The 26,837-nt window shown below is 46.0% G+C and carries 25 protein-coding genes; 20 read left to right on the top strand and 5 right to left on the bottom strand.

What is annotated here, in order from left to right:
* Positions 1-1,014, top strand: a complete 1,014-nt coding sequence (gene dmpG, locus VER99_RS06920) for a 4-hydroxy-2-oxovalerate aldolase (protein WP_020333217.1) — start codon at positions 1-3, stop codon at positions 1,012-1,014.
* Positions 1,015-1,106: 92 nt separating this feature from the next.
* Positions 1,107-2,465: an MFS transporter gene (locus tag VER99_RS06925; RefSeq protein ID WP_020333218.1), complete on the top strand. Its 1,359-nt coding sequence runs from the start codon at positions 1,107-1,109 to the stop codon at positions 2,463-2,465.
* 54 nt (positions 2,466-2,519) lie between these two features.
* Here VER99_RS06925 and VER99_RS06930 read toward each other — a convergent pair whose 3' ends face one another.
* Together VER99_RS06930 and VER99_RS06935 are read right to left on the bottom strand one after the other, a co-directional pair.
* The gene (locus VER99_RS06930) at positions 2,520-3,338 is read right to left on the bottom strand and encodes a DNA-binding transcriptional regulator (RefSeq protein WP_020333219.1); all 819 of its coding nucleotides are present in this window, start codon (positions 3,336-3,338) and stop codon (positions 2,520-2,522) included.
* Between the two features lie 91 nt (positions 3,339-3,429).
* Positions 3,430-3,681 carry a protein-tyrosine phosphatase family protein gene (locus VER99_RS06935; RefSeq protein ID WP_020333220.1) on the bottom strand — a complete coding sequence of 84 codons (252 nt, stop codon included), beginning with the start codon at positions 3,679-3,681 and terminating at the stop codon, positions 3,430-3,432.
* A 190-nt stretch (positions 3,682-3,871) separates the two neighbouring features.
* Here VER99_RS06935 and VER99_RS06940 point away from each other — a divergent pair, with 190 nt between their 5' ends.
* Entirely contained in the window at positions 3,872-4,480 is a 609-nt protein-coding gene (locus VER99_RS06940) for an alpha/beta hydrolase (RefSeq protein ID WP_020333221.1), read from the top strand.
* A gap of 76 nt (positions 4,481-4,556) precedes the next feature.
* On the opposite strand, the gene VER99_RS06945 is transcribed toward VER99_RS06940, so the two are convergent.
* Both VER99_RS06945 and VER99_RS06950 read right to left on the bottom strand, forming a co-directional pair.
* Complete coding sequence (locus tag VER99_RS06945; RefSeq protein WP_014231734.1) at positions 4,557-5,459, bottom strand: response regulator transcription factor; 903 nt, start codon at positions 5,457-5,459, stop codon at positions 4,557-4,559.
* The gene (locus tag VER99_RS06950) at positions 5,437-8,748 is read right to left on the bottom strand and encodes a hybrid sensor histidine kinase/response regulator (protein WP_020333222.1); all 3,312 of its coding nucleotides are present in this window, start codon (positions 8,746-8,748) and stop codon (positions 5,437-5,439) included. The genes VER99_RS06945 and VER99_RS06950 overlap by 23 nt, the downstream gene beginning before the upstream one ends.
* A gap of 381 nt (positions 8,749-9,129) precedes the next feature.
* Here VER99_RS06950 and urtA point away from each other — a divergent pair, with 381 nt between their 5' ends.
* The 16 genes from urtA to VER99_RS07030 all read left to right on the top strand — a co-directional run bounded on the left by urtA (position 9,130) and on the right by VER99_RS07030 (position 24,144).
* Entirely contained in the window at positions 9,130-10,404 is a 1,275-nt protein-coding gene (urtA, locus tag VER99_RS06955; protein WP_014231736.1) for an urea ABC transporter substrate-binding protein, read from the top strand.
* Positions 10,405-10,556: 152 nt separating this feature from the next.
* Complete coding sequence (gene urtB / locus VER99_RS06960; RefSeq protein WP_020333223.1) at positions 10,557-12,221, top strand: urea ABC transporter permease subunit UrtB; 1,665 nt, start codon at positions 10,557-10,559, stop codon at positions 12,219-12,221.
* A 2-nt stretch (positions 12,222-12,223) separates the two neighbouring features.
* On the top strand, positions 12,224-13,309 hold the full coding sequence (gene urtC / locus VER99_RS06965; RefSeq protein ID WP_020333224.1) for an urea ABC transporter permease subunit UrtC: 1,086 nt from the start codon (positions 12,224-12,226) through the stop codon (positions 13,307-13,309).
* 53 nt (positions 13,310-13,362) lie between these two features.
* Positions 13,363-14,142, top strand: a complete 780-nt coding sequence (gene urtD, locus VER99_RS06970) for an urea ABC transporter ATP-binding protein UrtD (RefSeq protein WP_372378671.1) — start codon at positions 13,363-13,365, stop codon at positions 14,140-14,142.
* Positions 14,139-14,834, top strand: coding sequence for an urea ABC transporter ATP-binding subunit UrtE (gene urtE, locus VER99_RS06975; protein WP_014231740.1), 696 nt, complete (start codon positions 14,139-14,141; stop codon positions 14,832-14,834). Before urtD ends, urtE begins: the two co-directional genes overlap by 4 nt.
* Before the next feature lie 4 nt (positions 14,835-14,838).
* Positions 14,839-15,696, top strand: coding sequence for an urease accessory protein UreD (locus VER99_RS06980; protein ID WP_020333225.1), 858 nt, complete (start codon positions 14,839-14,841; stop codon positions 15,694-15,696).
* Positions 15,697-15,800: 104 nt separating this feature from the next.
* Positions 15,801-16,103, top strand: coding sequence for an urease subunit gamma (ureA, locus tag VER99_RS06985; protein WP_014231742.1), 303 nt, complete (start codon positions 15,801-15,803; stop codon positions 16,101-16,103).
* A gap of 8 nt (positions 16,104-16,111) precedes the next feature.
* Positions 16,112-16,417 carry an urease subunit beta gene (locus VER99_RS06990; RefSeq protein WP_014231743.1) on the top strand — a complete coding sequence of 102 codons (306 nt, stop codon included), beginning with the start codon at positions 16,112-16,114 and terminating at the stop codon, positions 16,415-16,417.
* A 59-nt stretch (positions 16,418-16,476) separates the two neighbouring features.
* On the top strand, positions 16,477-18,183 hold the full coding sequence (ureC, locus tag VER99_RS06995; protein ID WP_020333226.1) for an urease subunit alpha: 1,707 nt from the start codon (positions 16,477-16,479) through the stop codon (positions 18,181-18,183).
* Positions 18,184-18,211: 28 nt separating this feature from the next.
* Positions 18,212-18,700, top strand: coding sequence for an urease accessory protein UreE (gene ureE / locus VER99_RS07000; RefSeq protein ID WP_020333227.1), 489 nt, complete (start codon positions 18,212-18,214; stop codon positions 18,698-18,700).
* Positions 18,700-19,362: an urease accessory protein UreF gene (locus VER99_RS07005; protein WP_020333228.1), complete on the top strand. Its 663-nt coding sequence runs from the start codon at positions 18,700-18,702 to the stop codon at positions 19,360-19,362. Before ureE ends, VER99_RS07005 begins: the two co-directional genes overlap by 1 nt.
* Before the next feature lie 2 nt (positions 19,363-19,364).
* Entirely contained in the window at positions 19,365-20,006 is a 642-nt protein-coding gene (gene ureG / locus VER99_RS07010) for an urease accessory protein UreG (RefSeq protein WP_014231747.1), read from the top strand.
* An 11-nt stretch (positions 20,007-20,017) separates the two neighbouring features.
* Positions 20,018-20,548 (top strand): HupE/UreJ family protein, encoded by a 531-nt coding sequence (locus tag VER99_RS07015; RefSeq protein ID WP_020333229.1) that lies wholly within the window; start codon positions 20,018-20,020, stop codon positions 20,546-20,548.
* A 376-nt stretch (positions 20,549-20,924) separates the two neighbouring features.
* Entirely contained in the window at positions 20,925-22,343 is a 1,419-nt protein-coding gene (locus VER99_RS07020; protein ID WP_014231749.1) for an SLC13 family permease, read from the top strand.
* Between the two features lie 3 nt (positions 22,344-22,346).
* Positions 22,347-23,684 (top strand): ATP-binding protein, encoded by a 1,338-nt coding sequence (locus tag VER99_RS07025; protein WP_020333230.1) that lies wholly within the window; start codon positions 22,347-22,349, stop codon positions 23,682-23,684.
* A complete protein-coding gene (locus VER99_RS07030) occupies positions 23,671-24,144 on the top strand; it encodes a response regulator (RefSeq protein WP_020333231.1) in 474 nt (157 codons plus the stop codon). Before VER99_RS07025 ends, VER99_RS07030 begins: the two co-directional genes overlap by 14 nt.
* A gap of 729 nt (positions 24,145-24,873) precedes the next feature.
* Here VER99_RS07030 and VER99_RS07035 read toward each other — a convergent pair.
* Entirely contained in the window at positions 24,874-25,812 is a 939-nt protein-coding gene (locus tag VER99_RS07035) for a LysR family transcriptional regulator (protein WP_020333232.1), read from the bottom strand.
* Between the two features lie 357 nt (positions 25,813-26,169).
* Here VER99_RS07035 and VER99_RS07040 point away from each other — a divergent pair, with 357 nt between their 5' ends.
* Positions 26,170-26,772 (top strand): 2OG-Fe(II) oxygenase, encoded by a 603-nt coding sequence (locus tag VER99_RS07040; protein ID WP_020333233.1) that lies wholly within the window; start codon positions 26,170-26,172, stop codon positions 26,770-26,772.
* The last annotated feature ends 65 nt before the right edge of the window (positions 26,773-26,837 follow it).

Here is a 26,837-nt window from a genome sequence, read left to right on the forward strand (position 1 = left end):
ATGAATGAACAAAAACTGTATATCTCAGATGTGACATTGCGTGATGGTTGCCATGCGGTTCGTCACCAGTACTCCATTGATCAAGTTAAGTCGATAGCGCGTGCGCTTGATAATGCCAAAGTTGACTCAATCGAAGTTGCTCACGGTGACGGCTTGCAAGGTTCTAGTTTCAACTATGGCTTTGGCGCTCATACCGATCTCGAGTGGATTGAGGCGGTTGCTGAAGAATTGAGCTATGCCAAAGTTGCTACCTTGCTATTGCCGGGAATTGGTAGTGTTCACGATCTCGAAAACGCCTATAACGCAGGTGCACGAATCGTACGTGTTGCAACTCACTGTACCGAAGCCGATGTTTCCCGTCAGCACATTGAGCATGCACGTAAGCTAGGTATGGATACCGTTGGCTTTTTAATGATGAGCCACATGACAACGCCACAGAACTTAGCACTGGAAGCGAAAAAAATGGAAAGCTATGGCGCTACCTGTATTTACGTGGTGGACTCGGGCGGTGCGATGACCATGCAGGACATTCGTGATCGTTTCCGCGCTCTGAAAGAAGTGTTGGACCCGCAAACTGAAACGGGTATTCACGCTCATCACAATTTGAGCTTGGGTGTTGCCAACAGTTTGGTGGCGGTTGAAGAAGGCTGTAACCGTATCGATGCGAGTTTATCAGGTATGGGAGCGGGGGCAGGTAATGCCCCACTAGAAGCCTTTATTGCTGCGGCAGACAAACTTGGCTGGAATCATGGCACCGATTTATACGCATTGATGGACGCTGCAGATGACATTGTGCGACCACTGCAAGAGCGCCCGGTTCGTGTAGACCGTGAAACGCTTGCACTTGGCTATGCCGGTGTTTACTCGAGCTTCTTACGTCATGCTGAGCGTGCAGCAGAACGTTACGGTTTAAATACCGTAGATATTCTGGTTGAGCTTGGTAAGCGACGCATGGTCGGTGGTCAAGAGGATATGATCGTCGATGTTGCGCTTGATTTGCTGAAAAACCGATAGTCGTTCTCTCTGTAAAAACACTCATTAAATAATAAATATTAAGAGCCGGTATCCCACGCCGATACTGGCCATCCCTACATGGAGTGAGGAATATGTCTAATCCAATACGTGAAGCAGAGTTGAAACAGAAAAAGCGTGAAAGCCGCCGAGCGGTCATTTCAAGTTATCTTGGCTCAACCGTCGAATACTATGACTTTCTGTTATACGGAAGTGCAGCAAGTCTGGTGTTTCCTGCATTGTTCTTTAGCGACTTAGACCCAGGTCTGGGAATCATTCTGTCGTTTCTTACCTTAGCAACCGGTTATATTGCGAGGCCAATAGGCGGCCTGCTTTTTGGCCACTTCGGCGACAAATATGGCCGAAAACAGATCTTATTTATTACCCTGGTGGTAATGGGAATCGTGTCGATATTGATCGGTTTGCTACCGACTTACCAAACCATTGGTATCGCAGCGCCCATCGCGCTTCTTGCATTAAGAGTTTTGCAGGGTCTGGCCGTTGGTGGGGAATGGGCTGGCGCAACCCTGATGGCAATGGAACACTCAGCTAAAAAGTCCAAAGGTTTGGGCGCAAGTATCGCTGTTTCAGGCGGGCCTTCTGGCGCTGTACTCGCGACTCTGGTTTTGGGTGGATTCTCGTTAATGCCAGAAGAACAATTTATGAGTTGGGGTTGGCGTATACCGTTCCTATTGTCGGCATTGCTGGTGGTGATTGGCTTGTATCTACGTCACAGGGTCACAGAATCGCCTGATTTTGAACAGGCAAAAGCCAAAGAAGCACAACAATCTGAATCCGCCAGCGTGCCAATTGTTGAGCTGTTTCGTAGTTCATCTAAAGAGATTGGCTTAGGCACCTTATCTGGTATTGCGCCACTTTTTATTCAATCTCTGTTAGCGACCTTCGCTCTTACTTACGCGGTGTCCATTGGTCACAGTCGCAGCGATGCATTATTAATGCTGACAATTGCTAATACGCTACACATATTCACCATTCCTCTGATGGCCGCTATTTCCGATCGATATGGTCGTCGTCCAGTCATGCTGACTGGTGTCGTACTGGGTATGATTTTGATTTGGCCAATGTTTGAATTAATCAGTCACGAAAATCCGTGGATGATGTTATTGGGCTTTATCATCGGTAACCCAATCATCCAAGCCGTCATGTACGGACCTATGGGAGCTTTTATCAGCGAGAAGTTTACTACTCGTACTCGTTACACCGGGTTGTCGCTAACGTATCAATTAACTTCACTGATCGGTGCTGGCTTTACGCCAATTATCGCTCAGGCCTTACTTGAGCAGGCCGGTGGAGGGACGAACACTCACTATATTGCGATGTTGTTCTGTGTGTTGTGTGCATTAACGGGTATTGGTGTTTACTTGTCCAAAGAAACCGCTGCAGTTAAACAAGAGACAGTATCGCTTCACGCAAAGGCGAAACAAGCGATATAAACCATCGCTGAGTAATTTGAGTACTTAAAAACCAGTCTTGCGACTGGTTTTTTATTACTGTACAGGATACCCAAAGCGGATAGTATTTTCTGAAACACCTGATTCAATTTGCTTAGCAACATCTTGTAAATCAGCCAAATAGTTTTCTGCGGCTTTATCTAAAGACATGGCTTTAGCAATGTAAACCAGGTTCAGACAGCCAAGTAAGCGGTCCTCGTCATGGATTGGAACGGCGATAGCCGCGATTTTATTCTCTTGCTGCCAGCTCTGGTTATTCTCGCCATAGCCTTTTTCTCTGATGTGTTGCAGTATCTTGTCTAATTCTTGTGGTTCTCTGGCCAGCTGATACTCGGGTTCATCTCGCTCAGCGAGAATGGTCAGGATATTGCTACGTTCGTTTTGCGGACAAAAGGCGAGATAGGTCAGTCCACATGCAGTTTGTAAGATAGGTAAGCGGCGTCCTACCATCGCGCGGTGAAATGATAACCGGCTGTAACGGTGGGTCGTTTCGCGGACTACCATCGCATCGACATCCAAAGTTGTGATGTCGGTAGGCCAGACCACTTTTTCTAACAAACCTCCAAGTAACGGAGCGGCTACTGCAGAGATCCACTGTTCATCTCGAAACCCTTCACTTAACTCTCGCACTTTCATGGTCAAGCGAAAGCTATTGTCAGAATCACTGTAACGTACATAACCCTCACTTTTGAGGGTTTCAAGTATACGTTTGACCGTTGTCCGGTGAATACCACTTAACTCTGATAACTGACGCACACTCGCACCACCATCAAGGCGATTAAGTATATTGAGTAAATACAGCCCGCGGGTTAAACCCTGTACAGTTTTGTAATTTGATGATTGGTCTTGGCTCATGGAAGAACGCAGCTTGTTTGACGTTGCGGAATAGAATAAACGATTTCACTGGATAATACGTTGCGCTACGTGGTGTTAATTCCTCTACGCGTTACTTATTCTCCAGATTTGAGCATTTAAGCTCAAACATTTCGGAAGACTCCAGCAAGGTAACAACGGTATGGGATTCCCAGGCTTTAATGGTATCTAAATCAACATGGAGGTTTCTTTCCCATATACTTGCGATGGCTAACCTATAGTGTTTACCTGTGCAGAATGTAATACCAATTCGACCATAACTTGAATGGGCTTTGAGTTGAGCTATCTGTAAAGTATGGGTGTGACTTGTGAGTACGGTTGTCATGCAGGATTCCCTGAAAAAGTCACTCAACGATACCTGATACCAGCGTAAAGCAATAAATCAGGATGTCATTGGCGGATATCAAGTTTAAGAAATACGAATTGTGTTGTTAACCATGGTGTTAAACACAATTTAATTATTGCATTGGCTCAGGTTAGTGTGGGCTCTAAAACTGTATAAAGGATTAATCGTTATGTCGAAACAAGTGGTGATTTTGCTTCACGGTGTCGGAAGCAATGGTAAAGATTTAAGTGCGCTGGGTGATTTCTGGAAGCCTATACTGCCGGATACGGTATTTTTGTCTCCTGACGCGCCGTTTCATTTTGATCAGGGTGGTGATGGGTTTCAATGGTTTAGCCTGATTGGAGTGACGAATGAAAATCGCCCGCAACGAATTTATCAAGCCAGAGAAAGTTTTGATGAGACGATTAGCCAGATTTTCTCAGAGCAAGGCATTGATCCGGACAGAGACAAGATTGTGTTTGTTGGCTTTTCGCAGGGATCGATTATGTCTTTAGATGCGTTAGTGCGTAGTCGCTATCCGCTGGTGGGAGTTGTCGCGTTCTCAGGGCGTCTATCTTCTCCTCAACCTTATGAAAAAAATTGCGAGACACCCGTGTTTCTTGTGCACGGAAAAAGTGATCCTGTTATTCCATGGTCAGAAAGTGAAAAAGCGAACGAGCAATTGACGGACTTAGGTTTTACCGTGGAAGCTCGTTATGAAGATCACACACAACATACAATTTCCCCAGAGGGGGCGATGGCTGCAGCGGAATTTATTAAGAAGTGTTTTAGCGAATAACCCGTCAATTCCCAGATAACGTAAGCACTTTTACTGCTTTAGTAAAAGTGCTTAAGGGTAGGATAGTCAGACTGACTTATGCTCGCTCTAATATTCTGATTGATACGCTTGCTGCTGAGGTACGATTATCGACGTCGAGCTTCTTATAAACCTGTTCGAGATGCTTGTTCACCGTTCGAGGGCTCATTTCTAAAATTTGGGCAATCTCCCAGTTTGTCTTTCCAAATGAAAGCCAGTAGAGCACTTGTGATTCTCTTCTGGTTAAACCCAAATGGGTTTGAAGATCTTTCTCTGAACCGTTTTGCTTGGGCGTCGAAATACGCACTAGCGAGTGAATACGGTTGTAATCGCCTGCGTAACTGGCTTCTAGCGGAGGAGAAAACTGTTTTAAGGTGAGTGGGGTATCTGCCGGGGACTGCATCAACCAAATGGCGATATCTTGTTGGATCTTTTGCCATGTTTCAGAAAAGTCGTCACCCAGTGAAGAAAGTAACTCCTGAGCATGAGGTGTCGCCCATTCCAGATTACCGTTACTGGAGACACAAAAAATATATTGTCCCGCGTAATCTAAAGCCGCTTGTGCCGATTTTGCCAGACGGGCAGATTGGCTATGGACTTTGATTCGGGCGAGTACCTCATCAGGAACGACGGGTTTGGTGATGTAATCGGTGCCGCCGGATTCAAAACCACGCATGACATGTTTCGAGTCATTTAAGCCAGTCATAAAGATAATGGGTGTTGAAGGCAAAAGCTCTTTCAGCCGAATACAGGTATCAAACCCGTCCATCTCAGGCATGATGGCATCAAGCAAGATCACGTCGGGCTGCACTTTCTCTACAATAGTGAGAGCCTGAACGCCATTGAGCGCGACAAGTACCGTAAGCCCAGCCTGATTCAACGTGGCGTTTAACATGCTGAGAGATTCAGGTGAGTCATCCACGACCAACACTGTGATATTATTGCTTGTTATAATGCTCATTAATCATTCCATTTATTTGCAAGATAATATTGTTGAAGTTACATTCCTGCAGGTGTTGTTTCAGCTTCTCAACCCAATCGCCACTTCCAGCTAAACCCTGTTCGATTTTCTCTAGTTCGCCGCTCACTCCAGACAAAAAACCAATTTCTGCGTATTCACGTAGCTTAACCAATTGCTCATAAGCCGGGATCGTTTGGTGTGGCACGTGAACGGACTCGGTTTTGAGGTTTGATGCTTGATTACTGGTTTCATCATAAAGCCAATCAATGTCGAGTAAGCGATTGAGCTTGGCAAGCAACATAGGCACAGAAACGGGCTTGGTTAAATAGTCATTATGGTAGCGTTGGAGTTGGTTATTGGTTTCCAGTTCTTGAATGTTAGCGGATAACATCAGGATGGGTTGGCGGAAGTCTTCCTTGCGCAATTGGATCGCCAGTTGCCAGCCATTTACTTGTGGCATAAAAATATCCAGCATAAACAGATCGACATGATGCTGTTTTACTAGCTTGAGAGCTTGTGGCGCATTCTCTGCCAACAAAACATTAAAGCCCAGAGGCGTCAGTATTCGAGACATCAATTGTCGTTGATCTTCGATATCGTCAACGATCATGATCGTTTTTCGGTCCCCGTTGTACCCAATCACGGCATCGCTTAATAGCTCCGGTTCAGGTCGTCCATCTTTTACTTCAGGGAGCATCAGCTTTAATACGAATGCACTGCCGTAGTCGACTTTACTGGTGCAGGAAATTTCGCCGCCCATGATCTCCGCTAAAGCATTCGAAATGGTTAACCCCAGCCCCGAGCCATGAATCGCTTCGGTCTTTTGGTTTTTAATTCGTTCGAATGGTTTAAATATCAGCCCCAAATCTTGTTCGGATAAACCAATGCCTGTGTCTTGCACCGTAAAATGCACCACCTGATTGCGATAGCTCACTTTAAAAATGATGGTACCTGTTTCTGTATATTTGATCGCGTTGCCCAGAAGATTGATGAGTATCTGGCGTAAGCGTTGTTTGTCTGTTGCAACGAAGGTCGGTAAGTAACCGGAGGTTTCAAATTCAAACTCCAACCCTTTACGTTTCGCTTGCATGGAAAACATATCGACGAGCTGTTCCAGCAGTGCAGTGAGGCTAAATTCATCTCGGTGAAGTTCTAAGCGTCCCGCTTCAATTTTTGAAATCTCTAACAAGCCTTCGATCATGTCAGACAGGTGTTTGCCATTGCGTTTTAAAACCTCAGCATACTGTCTCGTTTGTTTGTCCAACTTGTTGTCTGAACTCAACAATTGCGCATAGCCAAGCAGAATGTTTAACGGAGTTCGCAACTCGTGACTCAGGCTCGCGAGGTATCGGCTTTTGGCGTTATTCGCCGTTTCTGCTGAACGCTTCGCTTGCTGTAATGCCTGAGAAGTTTTGTGGTGCGCGTTCACTTCTTTAGTCAGCAGCGCGGTATGCGATTTTAACTCTTTGACAGCTGTTCGGTTACTCGTGCGAGCTAGAACGAACAACCAACTGATGATGCCAATTGGGATAAGCAGAAGAGCAAACGCATTAATTAATCCATTTGAAATGGAATCCATATGCACTTGTTCTAGCTGGGGGATTTGAGAATACGCCAGTGCCAGAATACTTCCCATCGCTAAGCTTACTGTCAGCATCACAATGACGAAGTGCGCAATGGTGGATGAAAGCCGATTAACCCAGGTCGAGGAGAAGTAGGGAGACAGTATCTGTTTTAATTGTGCGCTAAAGGTTGCATCAGGACGGCAGTTATCATGACAGCGTACATCCAACGAGCAGCATAGTGAACAGATATGCCCCCCATACGCTGGGCATAGTGCCATATCTTCATGCTCAAAGGTGTGTTCACAGACTGAGCATTGGTGCTCCTCATCTCCGCTGGTTACGATGACATCGTTACGGACCAAGTAATAACGGCTTTTGGTAAGCAATGCGATGATCGGCACCGTCAGAAACGGCAACGCAAAAGCGATGTATGAAGCAAAGGCTCTGGCTACTTCTCCGTAAAAATCCAGATGTGCTGTAATGCCAATAGCGGAGGCTATCAGCATGGAACCCACACCAACTGGATTAATGTCGTAGAGTTTAGAACGCTTGAATTCGATGGTTTTTGGACTCAACCCCAAAGGTTTATTGATCACCAAATCTGCGACAATGGACCCTATCCAGGCCAGTACCAGCACGGAGTAGACTTGTAAGGTCTGTTCGATAAGCTGATACACGCCAAGCTCCATCAGAAGTAGGGCAATTAATACGTTGAATACCATCCAAACCACCCGACCGGGATGGTGGTGAGTTAGGCGTGAAAAGAAGTTTGACCAAGCTAGTGAGCCAGCGTAGGCATTTGCCACATTGATTTTTAACTGGGAAATGATCACAAACAGGCCCGCAGCCAGTAAAGCCAGTTGCGTGTTGTCCGAGGTATAACTGAACACAGTAAAATACATGTGTGCTGGATCGCCGGCAAGATTCGGCAGCACACCGTGACTGATGGCTAACCAAGCTAAAAAGCTGCCTAACACAAGCTTCATCGAACCGAAGATCATCCAACCGGGGCCACCTAACAGCATGGCGCTCCACCATTTCAGTTTTCCGCAACGCTCTTTGGCAGGAAGGAAACGTAGAAAATCGACTTGCTCGCCGATTTGAGCCACAACCGCAAGCAATACTGCTGAAGCAGAGCCAAAAAGTAGCCAGTTGAAGTCAGGACCAACATCGTTTACGCCTGTGTAACTTAGCCATTCATCAATCTTGGCGTCTTCATGAGTAAAAACGTAGATCAAAGGTATGATTTGTAGCATCAGCCAAATAGGTTGAGACCACATTTGAAAGCGCCCGATATTGGTAATCCCAAGTACGACAAGGGGAATAACGAGGACGGAGCTGATCACGTAAGCGATAGCCAAAGGTATATCAAACAACAGTTCGATAGCCATCGACATGATCGCCGCTTCCAGAGCAAAGAAGATGAACGTGAATGAGGCGTAAATGAGCGAGGCGATGGTAGAGCCGATATAGCCGAAACCCGCCCCTCGGCTAAGTAGATCAATATCGACACCGTGCTTCGCGGCGTAATAACAGATAGGTATACCAGAAAAAATGACGACCAAAGCAACAGCGAGAATCGCCCAAAGTGAATTGGTGACACCGTAATTGAGCGTGATCGTGCCACCAAGTGCTTCGAGCACCAAAAACGAAACGATACCGAGTGCGGTATTCGCGATCCAACTGGCCGACCATTTTCGTGCACGCTTAGCAGTAAAGCGCAACGCGAAATCTTCGAGCAGCTCGTTACCGACTAATTTATTGTATTTGCGTCGGGTTACGGTGACTTTTTGTATAGAGATAACTCTTCATCCTTGAGAATTAACAGTGTCGTTTGAGTAAAAGTACTTTTCGATTTGGTGGCTCAAACTATCAAATGCACGTCCTGTGCACCTTGTACGCGCGCAATTATAGCTCGCATTTATTTTTCCACCTATGCGTAATTATACGTAGTTTTTATGCACGAACCGCGCATATTCAAACTTTCCATTCTGGTCAATACTCAAACTCGTTCATTTAGTCAGCAGGATTTATCCATTGGATAAGTAACATCGCGACGTGAATTAGTATTTGTTATCAACAAATTAGTGAAAGGAAGAAGACAAATGAAACGGAATTTCTTGGCGACTTCGGTATTAGCGGCATCATTACTGAGTGGGTACGCAATGGCAGAAGACACCATCAAGGTCGGTGTACTTCACTCTCTATCCGGCACCATGGCAATCAGTGAAACAACACTCAAAGACACGATGTTGATGCTGATTGATGAACAAAATAAAAAAGGTGGCTTACTAGGTAAAAAGCTTGAAGCCGTGGTTGTGGACCCAGCTTCTGACTGGCCACTGTTCGCTGAAAAAGCGCGTGAGCTCATTTCAAAAGACAAAGTCGACGCAGTATTTGGCTGCTGGACATCGGTGTCTCGTAAGTCTGTCCTTCCTGTTTTTGAAGAGCTCGATAGTCTATTGTTCTACCCAGTTCAATATGAGGGTGAAGAGTCCTCGAAAAACGTATTCTACACGGGTGCCGCGCCAAACCAGCAAGCCATTCCAGCGGTTGACTACCTACTTGATCAAGGCGTAGAGCGTTGGGTTTTAGCCGGAACAGATTACGTTTACCCGCGCACTACCAACAAAATTCTTGAAGCATACTTAAAAGAAAAAGGCGTGGCTGAAGCCGATATTATGATCAACTACACGCCGTTTGGTCATTCTGATTGGCAGTCAATCGTTTCAGATATTAAAAAATTCGGTTCTACAGGTAAGAAAACAGCAGTGGTTTCTACCATCAACGGTGACGCTAACGTACCGTTCTATAAAGAGCTAGGTAACCAAGGTATCTCAGCAGATGACATTCCAGTAGTGGCATTCTCTGTGGGTGAAGAAGAGTTGTCCGGTATGGATACCTCTGCTTTGGTTGGCCATTTGGCGGCATGGAACTACTTCATGAGCGTTGAATCCGACGTGAATGACGAGTTCATCGAAAAATGGCACAAGTTCATTAAGAACGATGAGCGCGTAACCAACGACCCAATGGAAGCGCATTACATTGGCTTCAACATGTGGGTTGAGGCGGTTAAGAAAGCAGGCACAACCGATCCAGCTGTTGTTGGTGATGCGCTTGTCGGCGTGACCGTTCCTAACTTGACTGGTGGTTACTCCGCAATGATGCCTAACCATCACATCACTAAACCCGTTCTTATCGGCGAAATCCAAGACGATGGCCAGTTTGAAACGGTATGGAAAACGTCGGGATTAGTGGCTGGTGATGCATGGTCGGATTTCCTACCGGGTTCAAAAGACCTTATCTCGGATTGGCGTCAACCGTTATCTTGCGGTAACTACAACACCAAAACTGGCAAATGTTCTGGTCAAAACTTCTAAGTTGACCATCACGCTCTCATAGCAGAGTTCAATCGTTAAACGTTAGTGACAGTGCCTTTAACTCATACGTGGCACTGTCACTTATTCGAGTCTTTTGTTTATTTTTCCGTTCACTCGAGAAGAATATTCGTTTAACCAGAGGTTTGCCTACGATGTTTTACGCATCCATTTTTCAGCGACTAACTCAATGTTGCCATGGGATATTTTCCTCGGCTTCGCATGTTACCGTTGTTCTTTTTAGCCTATTTATATCTGCTCAAACTCTAGCCTCAACGGCAGGGTTAGAGAGTGAGCTACAACGTCTTGCGACACGCGACTATGATCAAATCAGCCAGGCTGTTATCAACATTGGAGAGAGTGGCGACGAGCGTTCAATTCAAGTTCTCGAACTCCTATTCAGCGGTGATATCTATCTTGATAAAGAGTCCAAGCAATTGGTCAAAATTGTCGAGAAAAAGGGCAGTCAGTATTTAGTCACCCCTCTTTTTGCCCAAGAGTCGGCAGAGCCACTGCTCGTCAAACGCCGTTCCGTTAAAAAAATCGGTATTAACAACCAGATCCGCGGCGAAATTAAAGCGCAACTTGCCGCACTTAATATCCGTCACCCAGATTCAGGCACCCGTATCAATGCGGTGACACAGCTTATGGGTGACCTGAACGAACAAACGTATACCTTGCTAGAAAAAGCGAGACTTAGTGAAGAAGACTCGGATGTCCAACAAGTTTTAGATACAGCACTAGCGATATATCAACTAGAACATTCGAGCGACCAAGTGGCACAAGAACAAGCGATAGCAACGCTGGGGGATAGCTATCAGCCAACCGCGCGCAATGCACTTACCCAATTTTTAGCGACAGAACCAAATGAGGAACTGACCAATGCGACAAACAAAGCGCTCGGTTTGATTGAGCAGCGCGTCAGTCTGGCACATTTTTGTGAAACTCTATTTTTTGGTCTGAGCTTAGGTTCCGTTCTGGTGCTTGCCGCAATTGGTCTGGCGATTACGTTTGGTGTTATGGGCGTGATTAACATGGCGCATGGTGAACTTATCATGCTTGGCGCTTACACCACGTACGTGATTCAAACGTTGATGCCGAATCATATTGGCTGGTCAATCATAGTTTCGATACCTGTGGCATTTTTGGTTTCTGGTGCAGTAGGCATATTGATCGAACGAGGTGTAATTCGTTTCTTATACGGACGACCGTTAGAAACTTTGTTGGCGACGTTTGGTATCAGCCTGGTTTTGCAACAGACCGTACGCACGATTTTCTCTCCACTGAACCGTTCGGTATCAACACCGGACTGGATGCAAGGTGTGATTGAAATTAACCCGCTGCTAAGTCTGACCCTGAACCGTTTCTACATCATCATCTTCTGTTTGATCGTCTTTGCTCTGTTGTTTGCAGTATTACGTTACACCCGTTTAGGCATTGAAGTTCGCGCCGTTTCGCAAAACCGCAGTATGGCGAGAGCAATGGGCGTGAAATCGGAATGGGTTGACGCAATGACCTTTGGTCTCGGTTCTGGTATTGCAGGCATTGCCGGTGTCGCGCTTAGTCAGCTCACCAACGTGGGACCAAATTTAGGTCAGGCGTACATTATCGACTCATTTATGGTTGTGGTGTTTGGTGGTGTCGGCAACTTGTGGGGAACTCTCGTCGCTGGTATGTCGCTTGGTATCGCTAACAAAGTGATGGAGCCTTGGGCTGGAGCCGTTCTGGCTAAAATCCTGGTGCTGGTATTTATCATTCTATTTATTCAGAAGAAACCCCGAGGCTTGTTCCCTCAGAAGGGTCGCTCGGCGGAGGGTTAATCATGGATCATCAATCAAAATTGTTCGATCGCTCTACACTGATGTTTTTGATTGTATTGGGGGCGGCGCTTTGCTTAATTCCAGCGCTGAACCTGTTTTTTGCAGAAGGATCTGCACTTCATATTTCGACTTACACCGTTACATTAATGGGTAAGTATCTGACCTATGCGCTACTGGCAGTCGCAGTGGATTTGGTTTGGGGTTATTTGGGTATTCTGAGCTTAGGTCACGCCGCCTTTTTTGCACTGGGTGGCTATGCGATGGGTATGTATCTGATGCGTCAGATTGGTGATCGCGGCGTGTATGGTAACCCAGAACTACCGGACTTCATGGTCTTTCTTAACTGGCAGGAGCTGCCTTGGTTCTGGCATGGTTTTGACCAGTTCTGGTTCGCGATGTTGATGGTGGTATTGGCTCCTGGACTCCTCGCGTTTGTGTTTGGCTGGTTTGCTTTTCGCTCGCGAGTAACGGGTGTTTATCTATCCATTATCACTCAGGCACTGACGTATGCCTTACTGTTGGCGTTCTTCCGTAATGAGATGGGCTTTGGCGGGAATAATGGCTTAACTGACTTCAAAGATATCTTAGGTTTTGACCTGCAAGCCGATTCGACACGCCTGACACTATTTGCGTTATCAGGCATCGCTCTGGGATTAGGGTACATGGCTTGTCGATTCATTGTGGTTAGCCGCTTAGGTCGAGTTGCCATGGCCGTTCGTGATGCTGAAGCTCGGACTCGTTTCACCGGCTACAAAGTGGAATACGTCAAGTTAGCTATCTTCACTTTTTCTGCGGTACTCGCTGGCATTGCAGGTGCGTTGTATGTCCCTCAGGTGGGCATCATCAACCCTTCAGAATTTTCTCCTCTTAACTCAATTGAACTTGTCGTGTGGGTGGCACTTGGTGGACGTGCAACATTGTACGGTGCGGTGGTTGGTGCTTTAGCTGTCAATTACGCCAAAACCTACTTAACCGCGGCGCTTCCGGAAGTGTGGCTGTTTAGCTTAGGCGCAATGTTCGTTCTGGTCACGCTATTCCTGCCTAAGGGAGTAACCGGCTTAATCAAACGTAAAGAGGTGCATTCATGAGTATTCTAAGCCTTGCTAAAGAGCTGACGGACCGCGAACACGTTTATGAGTTTATGAAGCCGCAAGTTAACCCGATGCTTAAAGTCGGTCATGGTTGCTTGTTGTATCTCGAAGGTATCAGCGTGTCGTTTGATGGTTTTAAAGCAATCAACGACCTCAATCTCTACATTAAAGAAGGGGAGTTGCGCTGCATCATTGGACCTAATGGCGCAGGCAAAACCACCATGATGGACATCATTACGGGTAAAACCCGTCCGGATACCGGTACCGCGTGGTTTGGTCAAAACATTAACTTGTTACAAATGAGTGAGCCTGAAATTGCACAAGCGGGCATCGGCCGTAAATTCCAGAAGCCGACGGTGTTTGAATCTCAATCAGTATTTCACAACTTAGAGCTGGCGATGGCAGGGGCAAAAACGGTGTTTTCAACGCTGTTTGCCACACTAACGCCCAGCCAGGTGGATCATATCGATCACGTACTCAAGCAAATAGGTTTGTACGAGCAGCGTGCACTACTGGCTGGTGCATTATCTCATGGTCAGAAACAGTGGCTGGAAATCGGCATGCTGCTGATGCAAAACCCGAAACTGTTGCTGGTTGATGAGCCTGTTGCGGGGATGACCCACCAAGAGATGGACAGAACGGGCGAATTACTAACGTCATTAGCGGGTGAACGTACGATTGTGCTGGTTGAGCACGATATGGATTTTGTCCGCTCGATAGCGCGTGATGTAACGGTTTTACACCAAGGCAGCGTATTGGCTGAAGGCACGATGGACCAAGTTCAAAGCAACCGTAAGGTCGTGGAAGTCTACCTTGGAGAAGAAGCATGATTGAGATTAAAGGATTAAACCAGTTTTATGGACAGAGCCACACGTTGTGGGATCTCGACATGCAGATACCAGAGGGCAAATGTACCGTTCTGATGGGACGCAATGGGGTAGGTAAAACGACGTTGCTGCAATGCATCATGGGCTTGTTACCAACCAAGAGCGGCGAGATTAACTTCTTGGGTCAAAACATCACCAAAATGGCCGCAGAGAAACGTGCGCCAATCGGGATAGGTTATGTTCCTCAGGGACGCCAGATATTTCCGTTGCTGACGGTAGAAGAGAATTTACGTATCGGTCTACCAATGCGCAAAGATGGAGCGAGACAGGTTCCGGAATTCATCTACGAGTTGTTCCCGGTATTAAAAGAAATGCTGCACCGTCGTGGTGGTGATTTATCCGGCGGACAACAGCAGCAGCTTGCGATTGGTCGCGCCTTGGTAATTGACCCTAAGCTCCTTATTCTGGATGAACCTACCGAAGGCATTCAGCCTAATGTTGTGGCTGAAATTGGTGACATCATCCGCCGTCTAAATAAAGAGATTGGCCTGACCGTGTTGCTCGTTGAACAGAAATTACCATTCGCGCGTAAAGTCGCAGACAACTTCTGCATTATTGATCGTGGTCGTCAGGTGGCGATGGGAGAAATGGAAGCGCTCGATGATACGTTAGTTAAGAAATACCTGACGGTGTAAGCGGATGAACAGTGTATTTAACATGTCGACCCAAACGCAGCGTCATTGGCCAGCTTATCTGTCCCTCGGCTTTAGTAAGTCCGATGACAAAACGCAGATGAAGCGCATGGAGTTTCAAGGCCCATTGCGAGTGCAGCGACCATTTTACCCAGAATTGGATGTCTGCCACGTTTACTTGCTTCATCCGCCAGGTGGGTTGGTGTCGGGTGATGATTTGAGTATTCAGATTCATTGCCAAAACGATAGTCATGCGCTGATCACCACACCGTCTGCGGGCAAAATTTATAAGGCTGACAGTAAAAACATCGAGCAAAAACAGCATGTCGATATCGAAGTTGATAATGCCGCGTGCGAGTGGTTACCCATGGAAACCATCGTCTTCAATGGTGCGCACGGTAAATTGACCACCAACGTTAATCTTTACGGTGATGCGAAGTTTATCGGTATCGATGTTTTTTGTTTAGGTCGCCCGAAAAGCCACTTTCCGTTCATACAGGGAAGCGTAGAGCAGCGTTTATCCATCTATCAAGACGGTACGCCTCTGTTACTTGAACGCCAATATCTGGCCGCAGACGATCCGCTTTTGACCGCTATCAGTGGTTTCAACAGCAATTTAGTCTCTGGCACTTTAACGGTTGTTGGATTGAATGACGCTCAAACTATGGTTGAAACGCTGCGAGAACACTTTTCCGCAGATACACATGGCACGTTGAGTATCACTTACAGACTCAATGTTTTATTAGTTCGTTACCTTGGTGATTGCAGTGAAGAGGCTCAGCGGCAACTGCGAGCGTGCTGGCAACTTATTCGTCCAGAGCTGCTTAGGCGCCCAGCATGCCCACCGAGAATTTGGAATACGTAGGTTATTTTAAGTCCAGTAACTAAACGAAGCCCGCTAAGTGCAGCGGCATTAAAAGTCACAATGTAACGTTTAGGGACGTAACGCAAAGGTTAGAGGGTTTACAAATGGAATTATCTCCAAGAGACAAGGACAAGTTATTGCTGTTTACCGCAGCGTTAGTGGCAGAGCGTCGACTCGCTCGCGGCGTAAAACTCAATTATCCAGAAGCGTCTGCTTATATTTCCGCAGCAATCATGGAGGGCGCTCGTGACGGCAAAACGGTCGCCCAACTTATGAGTGATGGACGCACACTGCTCACAAAAGATGACGTGATGGAAGGTATTCCAGAGCTGTTAGAGGAAGTGCAGGTAGAAGCGACGTTCCCGGATGGCACGAAGCTGGTCACTGTTCATAACCCGATTCAATAGGAGCAACCATGAAGCCTGGTGAATACATTTTAAGTGACGTGCCAATCGAGCTGAATAAAGGACGTCGTACTGAGCAATTGGCAGTAATTAATCATGGTGATCGCCCGATCCAAGTTGGCAGTCATTACCACTTTTTTGAGACCAATCCGGCATTAGATTTTGACCGCGAGAAAGCCAAAGGAATGCGACTCAACATTGCGGCTGGTACCGCAGTACGATTCGAGCCGGGGCAGACTCGCAACATAGAATTGGTCGAGATTGACGGAACGAAAACCATCTATGGCTTCCGCGGTGAAGTCATGGGAAAGGTCTAATACAGATTTAGCCAGCTTTAGTGAGATGCTAAGCATTGAAGGTTAAGGAGAACTAAACAATGGCAGAAATTTCTCGTCGCGCCTACGCCGATATGTATGGCCCGACAGTAGGCGACAAAGTCCGTCTGGCCGACACTGAGCTATTTATTCAAGTTGAGCAGGATTACACCGTATACGGTGATGAAGTGAAATTTGGTGGCGGTAAAGTCATTCGTGATGGCATGGGACAAGGCCAGTTATGTCGTGATCAAGTGATGGACTGCGTGATCACCAATGCGTTAATCCTTGATCACTGGGGCATTGTGAAAGCGGATATTGGCATTAAAGATGGCAACATTGCCGCGATCGGCAAAGCAGGTAACAAAGACATTCAGCCTGATGTCACGATTAACATCGGCGCAAGTACCGAGGTGATTGCCGGCGAAGGTCATATCGTCACGGCAGGTGCTATCGACGCTCACATCCATTTTATTTGCCCACAACAAATTGAAGAAGCGTTAATGGCAGGTACCACGACCATGATTGGTGGCGGTACTGGCCCAGCAACGGGAACGAACGCTACGACGTGTGCACCCGGTGCCTGGAACATGGCGCAAATGCTGCGCAGTACGGACCAAATGCCGATGAACTTTGGCTTTTTAGGCAAGGGGAACGCAAGTTTGCCGGAGCCGTTGGCAGAGCAAATTGAAGCTGGCGCTTGCGGACTAAAACTGCACGAAGACTGGGGGACAACACCAGCATCGATCGACAATTGTTTGACCGTTGCTGAAAAATACGATGTGCAAGTCGCCATTCATACGGACACGCTGAATGAATCTGGTTTTGTGGAAGACACACTTGCAGCGTTTAAAGGACGTACGATTCATACTTACCACACCGAAGGTGCGGGTGGCGGTCACGCTCCTGACATTATTGTTGCCTGTGGTCAGCCAAACGTACTGCCATCGTCAACCAACCCAACACGTCCTTACACGGTGAATACCGTTGATGAACATTTGGATATGTTGATGGTGTGCCATCACCTTGATCCAAACATTCCGGAAGATGTCGCGTTTGCCGATTCTCGTATTCGCAAAGAAACCATTGCAGCAGAGGACATTCTCCATGATTTAGGAGCGTTCTCCATGATTGCCTCGGATTCACAGGCGATGGGGCGAGTGGGTGAAGTGATTACCCGTACCTGGCAAACCGCACACAAGATGAAAGTGCAACGTGGTTATCTGGAACAAGACAAAGAGATTCAGGCGGATAATTTTCGCGCTAAACGTTACATCGCGAAATACACCATTAACCCTGCAATCGCGCATGGTGTTGATCATACGGTCGGCTCTCTTGAAGTCGGTAAGCTAGCGGATATCGTTCTTTGGAAACCAGCGTTCTTTGGTATTAAACCAGCGTTAATCATTAAAGGTGGCTTTATTGCTGCAGCACCGATGGGCGATGCGAATGCGTCAATCCCGACGCCTCAACCAGTTCACTATCGTCGTATGTTTGGCGGTTTTGGTAGCGCTGCTTCTGCAACGTCCGTCACCTTCACCAGCAAAGTCGCCACTGAGAATGGGCTGAAAGACAAATTGGGGTTACAGCGAGAGTTGATAGCCTGCAAGAATTGCCGGACTGTCACCAAGAACGACATGATTCTGAACGACTATATGCCAACGGTGACGGTAGACCCACAAACTTATGAAGTTCGAGCGGATGGCGAGCTATTAACGTGCGACCCAGCGACAGAGTTGCCTCTTGCGCAGCGTTACACCCTGTTCTAATCGCTTAGTTTAAAGAAGGAATTTTATTATGTACCGAGTAATTAGTCGCTCTGATCATCACCATGGTGAAATTGATGACTCGATTGTATTGGCTTATGAAGTGCGTCAACGCGGACGTTTTCGAGCATCAAGCAAAAAGGGCATGGATGTAGGCGTATTTCTACCACGAGGTGATGTTCTTCAAGATGGTGACTGCCTTTTCACTGAATGCGGAAAGGTATTTCTGGTCGAAGCTCAGGAGGAAGAGATCGTCACGGCTTCGGCAAAAGACTGGTTAACGTTTTCCAAAGCCTGCTATCACATGGGGAATCGCCATGTACCAATGGAAATCGGTGAACTTTGGCTGCGTTTTCAACCTGACCACGTATTGGAGGAGATGGTCGAACTATTTGGGCTGGAGTGCAACCATCATCAAGCGATGTTTAATCCTGAGTCTGGTGCGTATCACGGCAGTGGGCATAGTCACGGTCATTCACATGGTGAACATCAACACAGCCATGGGGAGCATAGCCACTAATGAACGTTCAGTCATTACTCTCTCTGTTGCACCTTAGCAGTCCGAGTCTGCCTATTGGTGCATTCGCTTACAGCCAAGGTTTGGAAACGGCGGTAGACCTGGAGTGGGTGAGCGATGAGGCGACGCTACAAACCTGGCTTGAACCGATTCTTAATCATGCTCAGGCCAATTTGGAAGTACCACTTTTAGTTCGCTGTTATCAAGCGTGGCAAGCAAACGACATGGCAGCTCTGGAACATTGGCAGGCGGTGTTACTGGCAAACCGGGAAACGGCGGAGCTGGTAATGGAAGAGCAAAAACTTGGGCAAACCTTTTATCGTTTATTAACGAGCTTAGAAGTGGAATTACCGCCACAGGCAAAAACAATGACTTATCTGCCGTTATTTGCCAAAGCTTGTCAGCACTTTGGTGTATCACTGGAGCAAGCTGCGACGGGGTGGCTTTGGTCGTGGCTGGAAAACCAAATTACAGTGGCATGTAAAACGGTGCCGTTGGGGCAGACGTCAGCCCAACGCGTTCTCATCGCATTAATGCCACAAATTGAAGAAGCAATTACCACAGGGTTTGCGGTAGAAGACGAAGCAATAGGGCTGACTTTACCGAACTTTGCGATGGCCTGTGCATGGCATGAAACCCAATATTCAAGATTATTTAGGAGTTAAGGATGAGTACACAATGTTTACGAGTTGGCGTGGGTGGCCCGGTTGGCTCAGGAAAAACGGCACTGCTGCGTCAGTTATGTTTAGCAATGCGTCAACATTACGATTTAGCCGTCGTGACCAACGACATTTACACCAAAGAAGACGCGGAATTTTTACTGCGTAATGAAGCGTTAGAATCCGATCGTATTCTGGGCGTGGAGACAGGCGGTTGTCCACATACGGCTATTCGCGAAGACGCGTCTATGAATTTGGCAGCGATCGATGAGCTACAAGATCGTCATCCCGGCTTAGAGTTCGTGTTAGTCGAAAGTGGCGGAGACAACCTGAGTGCGACCTTCAGCCCTGAGTTATCTGATTTAACGCTTTATGTTATTGACGTGTGCGCGGGAGATAAAATCCCTCGTAAAGGAGGACCGGGTATCACTAAGTCTGACTTATTGATCATCAATAAGACCGACCTCGCACCGATGGTTAATGCATCGTTAGACGTTATGGACCGTGACGCGAAAAAGATGCGTGGCGAAAAGCCATTCGTATTTACCAACCTGATTCGTGGTGATGGTTTACAGGAAGTCATCAATTTTATTGTTGAGCGCGGCATGCTGGAGAAGCGTGACGTAAAAGTTGAAGTTACGGAAGCATAAGGAACAGTGATATGAAAGGACTAACAAAAGTATTTGCAGCAAGTTTGGCTTTAGTCAGTGCAAGCAGTTTTGCCCATACGGGCCACGCAATGCAGGCCAGCTTTTCTCAAGGTTTTTTGCACCCATTGACCGGCTGGGATCATTTATCTGCAATGGCATTGATAGGATTGTTTCTTTCAAGCTTTGCACTACGCAGAGCAAGCCAAATTTCAGCATTGATAATGGTAGCAATTATTGGCGGGTATGCGATTGGTCTTGAGTGGGCTGCGGCTAATTCCGTAGAAGCTTTAGTCGCTAGTTCATTAATCGGTTTACCGCTTGCGCTTATCGCTCTTAAAAAGGGTGGAGCGAAGAGTGTGATAGCTGCCGCTGCGATACTTCTTTTCAGTTTATCTCATGGATTGGTGCAAGGCGCTGAGGCTCAGGGATCATTTACTCAATTTGGTTTGGGTGTAATGCTGGCGAGCGCACTGGTAATTGGTGCTACTTATACGGTTTCTAGACAAGTCGTGGCGATAAAGGCGCGTTTTGCCCGTCAATAAAAGATTTTGTTGTAGCGGTTGTCACATCGCCTTTCCAAACCAAAGCGAAAACATGCCGGCGAATGTCGGCATGTTTATTTTCAGAGACCAAGTGGATGAGGTTGTAGTGACTTATAACGAAAATTATTATTTATGACACGTATTTAGTGAGGTCGAACACATCTCAAAGATGTTTTCGAATGTGAATACAAGTTCATTGATCTAACACCAAATCTTTTTCCCTTAACAGTGCGCATAATTCCAAATCGGAGTCGTGATTAGCTGCGTTTGTTTCGGATAAGCATCATCAACAAAGCCAGTATTCGAAACAGCAAAACGTCCGTTTATTAGTGAAACTCCTACATCTTTACACCATCTCAGGAAGAGAAGTAGCACTATGCGTCCTTATCTTAAATACATCATCCCAACGATAATTCCGTTAATCATCTGGCTGATGCCTTTGTCTGCGTTTCCATTTGATGGCATCACCATTATTCAACAGCGCGTCATCGCGATTTTCTTACTGGCGGCGTTGTGTTGGGTTTTCGAGCCTATCCCAATTTACGCGACTTCGGTGGTGATTATTGTTCTGGAACTACTGCTGATTTCCAATAAGGGAATCGTGTTGTTTAGGGCACAAGAAGGACAGGCGCATTTTGGCGAGTTGTTGCAATACAATGAGATCATGGCGACCTTTGCCAGCCCAATTATTATGCTGTTCTTGGGCGGTTTCTTTCTGGCGATGGCGGCGACCAAGTACCGTTTGGACGTCAACTTAGCACGTGTACTTTTGAAGCCGTTTGGACAAAATCCCAAGTACGTTATGTTGGGATTGATGCTGATTACCGCAATTTTCTCCATGTTTATGTCTAACACGGCAACTACCGCGATGATGTTATCTATCCTGACTCCCGTCATTGCTGTGTTTGGTCCAAAAGACCCGGGCAGAATCGCATTTGCTTTGTGTATTCCAGTTGCGGCAAACATCGGTGGCATCGGGACACCTATCGGGACGCCACCTAACGCGATTGCACTTAAATATTTAGTCGGGGAGAACCTGATTACTTTTGGTGAATGGATGGTATTTGGTGTGCCGTTTGTCGTGATTATGATGGCTCTAGCTTGGGTACTTATCGGGGCAATGTATAAAGCCGAACAAACCACAATCGACTTGAATATTAAGAGCAAATTCCTGAAGACGCCAAAAGCGATGATTGTGTACATTACATTTGCGGGTACGATTATTCTTTGGTTAATGGGTTCAGCACACGGCATGAACTCATACACAGTCGCATTGATTCCTGTCGCGGTTTTTTCCTTAACTGGCATCATCAACAAAGAAGATTTAAAGAAAATCTCTTGGGACGTGCTTTGGTTGGTTTCCGGTGGTATTGCCCTAGGGTTAGCCCTTGATAAAACCGGCTTGGCTAAATTAGTCGTGAACAGCATTCCATTTGACCAATATTCACCTTATGTGGTGTTGTTTGGTGCCGCTTTCCTTTGTTTAGCCATGGCCAACTTTATGTCGCATACGGCAACCGCTAACTTGTTGATGCCAATTATGGCCGCTCTAGGTACATCGATGGCATCACTAACACCATTAGGTGGTGAAGTAACGTTGATTCTGGTAGTGACGTTTGCAGCTTCTCTGGGTATGTCACTGCCAATCAGTACGCCGCCAAATGCGCTCGCTCATGCTACCGGGCATGTACAAAGTAACCAAATGGCTCGGATTGGCGTGGTACTTGGTGTTGTGGGGGTACTGCTAAGCTTTGTTATGGTTTGGATACTGCATTCTGTAGGGCATATCGGTTAAGTCATGTATGAAAGCAAATTAGATGCGTTGGTAGAACGCTACTTCGATAATAACGACCGACGAATTAATGTGTCGGCAGGGTCGGTATTGATTGAACAAGCTGGCTATAACGATCGTCTATATTTCGTGATTTCGGGTGAATTGGCGGGCTACTACTCAGAAGATGACAAAAAGCCCATTAAAGTTTTTTCCGCCTCCGAGGGGACATTTATCGGGGTGCATAGCTTTTTTTCTGGTACGTGGACGGCGTCGTCAACCGTGGTTGCCCAAACAGCCGCAGAGCTAGCTTGGATAGAGCGCAGTACGCCAGCGGTGCAAGAATCACAATTCGGTCCTCTGACAACGCAATTTATGCCGGTAATGGTCAACGAGTTATCTCGCCGCCAGCACCGTGCAATGGAAGAGGCACTTGCAAAAGAAAAGGCCCTGCAAAAGCTTCATACTGCAGAGCAGATGACAACGCTGGGGCAATTGGCTGCGGGTATTGCGCATGAACTTAACAACGCCATTGGGGTAGTGAGCAGTAAGTCCGAACGTTTACAAACTGTGATTATGGAGCTGTTAGAGGAAGTGCATCCGGAGGCGAGTCAGTTTTTTGATTTTGGCTTGCTTCAGGGGCAAAAAGTCTCGTCTAGTGAGGCACGCAAACGAGGCAAGCATTTTGAAAAGTATTATGGCCTCCCGAGAGACTTAGCGAGGGATTTAGCTCGTGCGGTACCAGAAGGTTACCTCTCAGAGCATTGGTTGAAGCGTCCTGAGGAAGCCATCAGGTACTGGCAGATGGGGAGAGATCTTCATGACCTGCGTCTGGCTTCCAAGCATACGGTGGGCATTGTTCGCTCTGTTAAGCAATTGGGTCGAACCGATATCGATCTGGATGAGGCTTTGAATATCAATGATTCGATTAACCGAGCGGTTGCATTGTTACAAAGTGATTTAAGACGAGTACAAGTTCGTTTTAGTCCTGCGGAACTCCCTTTGTTTGTTGGCTCACAGACCGAACTCGTCCAGGTTTGGGTGAATATCTTAAAAAATGCTTGTGATGCGCTCATTAGCGTAGATTCGCCAGTCATCGAGATTCAAACTCGAGCCAGCAAAGGAAAAATTCTTGTCACTATCACTAATAACGGCCCTGAGATAGATGAAGCGACGCGTAGAAAGATATTTCGGCCGAACTTTACTACCAAGAAAGGGGGGCTGTCATTTGGACTGGGCTTGGGCTTGTCGATAGTTAAACGCATTGTAGCAGGCTATGGCGGTTCGATTGTTGTAAAGAGTAACAGTGACAAAACTATTTTTAGAATCAAATTACCGGTAGAGGGTGAACATGGAGAAGCTTAATTTAATTTGCGTTGATGACCAACGAGAGGTGTTAAGCGCAGTTTTACTTGATCTAGAACCATTATCTCAGTGGATAAACATAGAAGATTGTGAGTCCGCAGATGAAGTTCTGGAACTGATGGATGAACTTGATGCAGAGGGTGAAATGATTGCTTTGATCATCTCTGATCACGTCATGCCAGGAAAAACTGGCGTTGAGCTTTTGGCTGAAATTTCAAAAGACAGTCGTTTTACTCATACTAGAAAAGTCCTTTTAACCGGGCAGGCAACGCACACAGATACCATTAATGCGATTAATACCGCAGGCATTGACCGTTACTTCGAGAAGCCGTGGCAGGCCAGCCAGTTGGTAGAGTGTGTGAGGAATCTGGTGACCGCATACATCTTTGATAGGGGGCTGGATTATACTCAATACCATGAACACCTTGCTCAAAGCGTTGTCTTTGAAAGACTTAGATAACGAATATCTCTGTCATTTTTTACGGCTACGAGTTCAAAATCGTAGCCGTTTTATTTCCCACGCCTCGAAATAGAAATCTATCATCTTTAAGTCTTTTAATTTCTGTTATGGAAATATGTCATACTATTCCTACGCTAAAACCGTAGCGAATAAAACACTCAGATATAATCAGAAATTTTAATTATTTGCCTTCCGGCTTGACGATATCACACAAAGTTTCTTAGTCGCTTATGGCGTGAAAGGGGCACGTTTTTCTATTCTTTAACAACTTATCACTCTTTCTGGGTGCAACTTAATTAACTTTATGAAATAACTGCTGTTTATTAAAAGATCGTTGTTTAGAAGAAACTAATCAAGATTGGCAAATTGAATTGCATAATTAAGTGCTAATTTAGGCATGTCTTATTTCCTTTTTGGAAATAGTGCGTGTGGGTTTTTTCATTAGTTGCCAATCGTTGGCTAGAGTAAACTCTGTGTGTGGTTCGACAGAATAACAAAACAACAACGTTGTTTGGCTTAAAAAGGAGTGAACCCACTGCGTTTACCGTAGTAGAGATAGACCAGTACAATCTAAATTAAAAATGGCTGGCTACTCTATAAAAGCGGTGGGCGATTTGATGATGTTAAGACGTTTACCTGCGTAGTGACGACATCCGGTGGGGAATCTTCCTCGACTCTCAAGACAAAAATCCCATCTTTACATCTTCAGCTTGTTCAAAATGTTAATAGTCAATATTCACAAGCGCTAAGCACTTTACATGCATCAAGTAGTTGCTGTTGTAACCAGCGTAAGGCGGGATCATTTAAGCTCGCTTTGTTCCAGACCAAACTATACGACACTTGCCCAAAATCAAACGGCAGAGGCTGCTCAACCAAACCTTTTGTTTGCAGTGCGATTCTTGCCCAACGTTTAGAGCAGGTGAATAAGTAATCTGTATGATGGCACATTACCGCTGCGGATCCGAAATCAGCGACGCGCATGGCAAGGTTTCGTTTCTGGTGCCTTTGTTGCAAGTTTTGCTCAAAGTATGGCCGAGAAAGGTCTTTATCATGAATACCTATATGCCTAGCGGACAGATACCCTTCAATCGTCAGTGGTTGCTTGGCCAGCGGATTAGATTTGCCCATCAAACAGATCAGTTCATCTTTTAATATGGTTTGCCAAACGAGATCTTTGTTATGAGTCGGTGGCTGACTAAGATCATGGGGCAGCAACAAGAAATCAATCTGACCTCTGATCAACGCATCAAAACTCATCTCGTCTTTAGAATGGACGTTTAAATAAGCATGGTTACCAAGTTGTTGTGACAAGTGAACTAAGACTGGAGCAAACAGCTCCATTGAGCTTTCACGCATCGCAATGGAAAAATCGCCCTGAAAGTACGCCGGACTGAATGAGCCCTGGTGCAATAAGCCGTTCATGCTAGACAAGATGCCGTGAATAGAAGGACCGATATTTATTGCAAATGGCGTAGGAACTAAACGGGTACCATCACGATAGAAAAGTTCATCTTTTAGAGTTTCACGAAGCTGGCTTAGTGTTTTACTGACACTCGAAGGTGTAACACAGAGTCGCTCTGCAGCTTGAGTGACACTGTGTGTTGTCAGCAACATGTGTAACACGGTGAGGTGTTTCAAACTGATTCTAGAAAGAGTGATATAGTCCATAAGTGAGTTTCGGTCTTTGTTTTATTCGAGAATAACAGTAATTTTGTAATTTATCATGTTATGAAAATAAACTTTTCTGGTATTTATCACTATAGTAATTCGATTGTGATGAGGATTGTTCGTCCCATCTCGTCCAGTTTGAGCGTTGTTACCGATAAAATGTGGGCGGTTTGCGGACAATCTTATTATTAAAGCAGAGGGTTTCTGTTTTCGTAAGGTTTAATAGGGAACACAGAGCGGAAATGAGAAGGACGACCTATAAAACTAAATAGTTGTCGTATCGACAAAATATCACATTTGTCGTTGTTGGTTGAATTACATATAAGACGCATCCAACCACACGATTGAATAGATTAAATGAACGAACTGATCGATGCTATTGCGACTCATGGATATTATATTTGGGACGATTTTCTTTCAGAAGAAGAGGTTGCTCACTTAAGAGCGTGTATCCCTGACAATTGGAAAAAGGCGCGCATTGGTCGTAATGAAGATGTTACACGCATAGAATCCATTCGCAGTGACAAAATTCAATGGCTAAAACCTGATATGGGCGAACCGATAGCATCTTACCTTAATAAGATGGAAGACATTCGCGAAGCGGTTAATCGTCATCTATATCTCGGTCTGTTTGAATATGAATCTCACTTTGCGAAATACGAGCAAGGCGATTTTTATAAAAAACATCTCGATAGTTTCAAAGGAAATGAAAATCGTCGTTTGACCACCGTGTTTTACATGAATGAAGCCTGGAGTGAAGAAGACGCTGGCGAACTGGTCGTTTATGATCTTAAAGACAACGTAATCGCCAAGATACCACCGCGTGGAGGGCGTCTTCTTGTTTTCTTGTCAGAACAATTTCCACATGAAGTGTTACCGACTAATACAGAGCGATTTAGTATCGCAGGTTGGTTCCGTATCAATGGCGTCAGAGATAATTTGTTAGATATCGCAAGCTAACTGACACGATTTAATCCCTTTTTATTAATATCAGGTGAGGCGTAATCTTTACGTCTCGCCATCAT

Source organism: Vibrio natriegens NBRC 15636 = ATCC 14048 = DSM 759 (assembly GCF_035621455.1).
Lineage (GTDB): Bacteria > Pseudomonadota > Gammaproteobacteria > Enterobacterales > Vibrionaceae > Vibrio > Vibrio natriegens.